This is a genomic window from Arenimonas malthae CC-JY-1 (assembly GCF_000747075.1).
GTDB classification, from domain to species: Bacteria; Pseudomonadota; Gammaproteobacteria; order Xanthomonadales; family Xanthomonadaceae; genus Arenimonas; species Arenimonas malthae.
In genome coordinates, this window is sequence record NZ_AVCH01000061.1 from 1 (window position 1) to 4,359 (window position 4,359).

6 protein-coding genes are annotated in these 4,359 nt (G+C 73.9%); 2 read left to right on the forward strand and 4 right to left on the reverse strand.

The window, feature by feature from the left end:
• The coding region (locus N790_RS03945) for a thiamine-phosphate kinase (protein ID WP_043801044.1) at window positions 1–388 on the forward strand (388 nt) is incomplete at its 5' end.
• Window positions 385–873, forward strand: a complete 489-nt coding sequence (locus N790_RS03950; RefSeq protein WP_043801046.1) for a phosphatidylglycerophosphatase A family protein — start codon at window positions 385–387, stop codon at window positions 871–873. The genes N790_RS03945 and N790_RS03950, both read left to right, overlap by 4 nt.
• 16 nt (window positions 874–889) lie before the next feature.
• On the opposite strand, the gene N790_RS03955 is transcribed toward N790_RS03950, so the two are convergent.
• The 4 genes from N790_RS03955 to N790_RS03970 form a co-directional block, all read right to left on the reverse strand.
• Window positions 890–1,486 carry a uracil-DNA glycosylase family protein gene (locus tag N790_RS03955; protein WP_043801048.1) on the reverse strand — a complete coding sequence of 199 codons (597 nt, stop codon included), beginning with the start codon at window positions 1,484–1,486 and terminating at the stop codon, window positions 890–892.
• Window positions 1,483–2,871: an FAD-binding oxidoreductase gene (locus tag N790_RS03960; RefSeq protein WP_043801049.1), complete on the reverse strand. Its 1,389-nt coding sequence runs from the start codon at window positions 2,869–2,871 to the stop codon at window positions 1,483–1,485. Before N790_RS03960 ends, N790_RS03955 begins: the two co-directional genes overlap by 4 nt.
• 40 nt (window positions 2,872–2,911) lie before the next feature.
• The gene (locus tag N790_RS03965; protein ID WP_043801051.1) at window positions 2,912–3,280 is read right to left on the reverse strand and encodes a YraN family protein; all 369 of its coding nucleotides are present in this window, start codon (window positions 3,278–3,280) and stop codon (window positions 2,912–2,914) included.
• The coding region (locus tag N790_RS03970) for a penicillin-binding protein activator (RefSeq protein WP_043801052.1) at window positions 3,264–4,359 on the reverse strand (1,096 nt) is incomplete at its 5' end. The genes N790_RS03970 and N790_RS03965, both read right to left, overlap by 17 nt.

The following is a 4,359-nucleotide window of genomic DNA, read 5'->3' on the forward strand; positions in this document are numbered from 1 at the left end:
GGGCCTGGCGCTGCGCGGCCTGGCCAGCGCCGGCATCGACCTGAGCGACGGCCTGGCCGCCGACCTGGGCCACGTGCTGGCCGCCAGCGGCGTCGGCGCGCGGCTGGAACTGGGCCGGCTGCCCACCTCGCGCACGCTGGCCGACCACTTCGCCGAACCGCGGCGCTGGGAGCTGCAGCTCTCCGGCGGCGACGACTACGAGCTGTGTTTCACCGCGCCCGCGGCACGTGCCTTCGAGATCGAACAGGCGCTGGCCGCGCTCGACCTGCCGGCCACCGTGGTGGGGCAGGTGGAAGCCGAACCCGGCCTGCGTTTCGGCACGCCCGACGGCGGCGCCTGGACGCCGGCCGCCGCGGGATACCAGCATTTCGACGGAGGCCACGCATGACGGTCGCGCCGGTCGGCATCCGCCGCCGCCTGATGAAACACCCGCTGGGCTGGCTGGCCGCCGGCTTCGGCAGCGGCTTCTCGCCGTGGGCACCGGGCACCGTGGGCAGCGCGGCCGCTTTGCTGCCCTGGTGGTTCCTGATGAGGGACCTGCCGCTGCCGGCCTACCTGGCGGTGCTGGCCGCGGGTTTCGCGCTGGGCTGCTGGGCCGCGCACTGGGTGATCCGCGAAACGAAGATCGAAGACCCGTCGCTGGTGGTCTGGGACGAATTCATCGGCATGTGGCTCGCGCTGCTGGCGGCGCCGGCCGGCTGGCCCTGGATGCTGGCGGCCTTCGTGCTGTTCCGCCTCTTCGACATCGCCAAGCCCTGGCCCGTTAGCTGGGCCGACCGGCAACTGCACGGCGGCTTCGGCGCCATGCTCGACGACGCCTTGGCCGGCGTGTACGCCTTGGCCGTGCTGCAGGCCGTGGCATTGGTTCTTTAGCCGCGGCCCGGATCCTCTACTCCAGCACCGCCCGGACGCGCGCCCGCAACGCGGGAACGACTTCCGAATCGAACCAGGGGTTGTGCAGGAACCAGCCCACGTTGCGCGGGCTGGGGTGGGGCAGGGGGAAGACGCGCGGGGCGTAGTCGCGCCAGGACTGCACGGTGTCGGTGAGGGTTTTCTTGCGGGTCTCTTTCAGGAAATAGGCCTGCGCATACTGGCCGATCGCCAGCACCAGCCCGATGTCGGGCATCAGCGGCAGCAGGCGCGGGTGCCAGGTTTGCGCGCATTCGGGGCGCGGCGGCAGGTCGCCGGAAGCGCCGCGGCCCGGGTAGCAGAAACCCATGGGCACGATGGCGATGCGCGACTCGTCGTAGAACGCCGCCTTGTCCAGGCCCAGCCAGCCGCGCAGGCGCACGCCGCTGGCGTCGTCCCAGGGGATGCCGCTGCCGTGCACCAGCGTGCCCGGCGCCTGGCCCACCACCAGCAGGCGCGCCGTGGCGCTGGCGCGCAGCACCGGGCGCGGGCCCAGCGGCAGCTTGGCCTCGCACAGGCGGCAGGCGCGGATGTCGGTGAGCAGCGTGTCGAGTTCGCTGTGCGCGCGGCGGTTCATGCGGGCGGCAGCACCTTGCCCGGGTTGAGCAGGCCGTCGGGATCGAACTGCGCCTTGATGGCGCGCATCAGCGCCAGCGTGGGCGGGGTCAGCGAACGCGCCAGCAGCTCGCGCTTCACCAGGCCGATGCCGTGTTCGCCCGAGACCAGGCCGCCGAGCGCGATGACCGCGTCGAACACTGTTTCCAGCGCCGCGTCGGCGCGCTGGCACTGCGCCGCATCGGCCGGGTCGTAGAGGATGTTGACGTGCAGGTTGCCGTTGCCCGCGTGGCCGAAGCAGACGATGGCCAGCGACTGCGCCGCGGCCGCAGCGCGCACCGCGGCCACCAGTTCGGGGATGCGCGATACCGGCACCACCACGTCCTCGTTGATCTTGCCCGGCGCCAGCGTGCGCAGCGATGGCGAGAGCGCCTTGCGCGCGGCCCAGAGCTTTTCGCGCTCGGCGTCGCTGGCTGCGGCGTCCACCGACAGGCAGCCCGGGCCTTCGGCGGCGCGGCGCAGCGCGGCTTCGGCGGCGTCGAGCACCGCGGCCTCGCCGTCGGCTTCGATCATCAGCAAGGCGCCTGCGTCGGCCGGCAGGTCGGCGCCGCCGACCTCGCGCGCCAGGCGCACGCAGTCGCCGTCCATGAATTCGAGCATCGATGGCGTCACCGGCTGCGCCATCAGGCGCGCCACGGCGGCCGCGGCGCTGCCGACGTCGGCGTAGATCGCGCGCAGCGCGCGCCGGTGCGTGGGCGTGGGCGTCAGGCGCAGGGTGGCCTCGACGATCAGCGCCAGCGTGCCTTCCGAGCCGATCAGCAGGCGGGAGAAGTCGTAACCACTGGCGCCCTTGGTGGTGGCGGCGCCGAACTCCACCAGCTCGCCGGTGCCGGTGACGGCCTTGAGCGCCAGCACGTTGTCGCGGGTGGCGCCGTATTTCACCGCGCGCGGGCCGCCGGCATTGCAGGCCAGGTTGCCGCCGATGCTGCAGAAGCCGGCGCTGGTGGGGTCGGGCGGCCAGAACAAACCGTGCGGCGCCAGGGCGGCCTGCAGTTCGCCGTTGAGCAGGCCGGGTTCGACCACGGCCACGCGGTCGCCGGGGCGGATGTCGAGCACGCGGTTCATTCGCTCGAACGACACCACCAGCGCATCTTCGCCCGGCACGCTGGCGCCGGTGGTGTTGGTGCCGCGCCCGCGCGCGACGATGGGCAGCCGGTGCGCGCGGCACAGCGCCACGATGGCCTGCACCTGCGCCGCCTCCGTCGGCAGCGCCACCGCCAGCGGCAGCCCCTGCCGCCGCGAATTGTCATACCCGTAGGCCAGGCGCTCGGCCGCGTCCAGCAGCAACCCATCCGCCGGCAACAGGGCTTGCAGCGCTTTCACCACGTCGTTGGGAAGTTCGGCCATGGCTTCAGTCTAGGCGATCGGGGGAGCGGCCAATGAAAAGCTACAGGTCGTCGAGGGTGAATGCGCCGCGGTGCCATTCGAGGCCGGCGGGGGAAGCGGCGACGATGTCGAAGCGGCAGGGCGCGTCGGCCAGTTCGGGGTGGCGCTGCAGCCAGGCGCGGGCGGCGAGGGCGATGCGGCGGCATTTGCGGCGGTCCACCGAGGCCAGGCCGCCGCCGTAGCGGTCGTCGGCGCGGTAGCGCACTTCCACGAAGGCGATCGTGTCGCCGTCGCGCATCACCAGGTCGAGTTCGCCGAAGCGGTAATTGACGTTGCGCTCGATGAGCCGCAGGCCCTCGCCTTCGAGCAGGCGGCGCGCGGCCGCTTCGGCCGCGTCGCCGGTGGCACGCTTCTCAGGGCGTGCCGGCATCGGGCAGCAGCGCGCCGTCCGGCGCCGGGCGCGGGCGGCCGCCGCTGAAGACGGCCCAGGCCGGCTTGCGCAGCACCTGGCCCACGGGGTCGAGCTGCAGTTCGCCGGTGGCGCCGCGCACCTGGGCGCCCGGGTCGGACACCAGCTGGTCGAGGTAGCCGGCCAGGCGCCAGGCGTCCACGCCGAACGCGAACAGGCGGGCGCCGCCGCCCTGCGCGCTGGGCAGGATGCCGCCGATGGCGTCGGGGTCGGGCAGGCCGCCACGCAGGCCGATCAGCCAGGGCAGCTCGGGGTACTCGATGCCGTCGAGCTCGACGTCCATGCGCAGGTTCGCGCCCGAGAGGATCAGCGAGGTGGCGAAACGCGGCACGCCGACCAGGCCCGCGGGTTCGACCTGGCTCGACAGCAGGCGCGCCTGCGCCGCCTTGAGCGCCAGGAACAGCGCTTCGGGGCGCTGGCCGGCCATGGCCTGCTGCAGCGCCGGCACGTAGTCGGGATTGTTCTCGTCCACGGTGACTTCGCCGACCACCACGCCGCCGCGCTCCTTCAGGCGCTCGCGGAAGCTGGCCAGGGCGCGGCGGGCGTTTTCGTCGGCCTGGGTGACCACCAGCACGCGGCGCAGGCCGCGCTCGAGCAGGCGGTCGGCGGCGGCGACGCCTTCGTCCTCGGGCGCCAGCGCGAAGCTGGCGCTGCCCGGAGGCGGGGGCACGGTGCCGCGGTTGAGCGCGACCGCCGGCAGCACCAGCTGCGGCGAACCGAACAGCGCGTTCACCTCGTCGCGGCTGAGCGGGCCGAGGATCATCTGCGCGCCGTCGGCGCTGGCCTTGGCCAGGGCCTCGGCCACGCCGCCGGCGGCGCCGGTGTCATAGAAGCGCAGCTCGGGGCGGCGGCGCTGTTCGGCGTAGTAACCGGCCAGCACGCCGTCGCGCACCGGGGTACCGGCGGCGGCGAGCGGGCCGCTCAGCGGCAGCAGCACGGCCAGGCGCTCGGGCGGGCGGTAACCGTCGGCCTCGGCCGGCGGCAGCGTGTCGAGTCCGGGCGCCGAGGCGCCGCGGTCGTAGGGGCGCGGCAGCGGCAGG

Excerpts from the sequence above, each read along its gene's own strand:
- N790_RS03960 (WP_043801049.1), bottom strand. The coding sequence starts at position 2,871 with ATGGCCGAACTTCCCAACGACGTGGTGAAAGCGCTGCAAGCCCTGTTG.
- N790_RS03965 (WP_043801051.1), bottom strand. The coding sequence starts at position 3,280 with ATGCCGGCACGCCCTGAGAAGCGTGCCACCGGCGACGCGGCCGAAGCG.
- N790_RS03950 (WP_043801046.1), top strand. The coding sequence starts at position 385 with ATGACGGTCGCGCCGGTCGGCATCCGCCGCCGCCTGATGAAACACCCG.
- N790_RS03955 (WP_043801048.1), bottom strand. The coding sequence starts at position 1,486 with ATGAACCGCCGCGCGCACAGCGAACTCGACACGCTGCTCACCGACATC.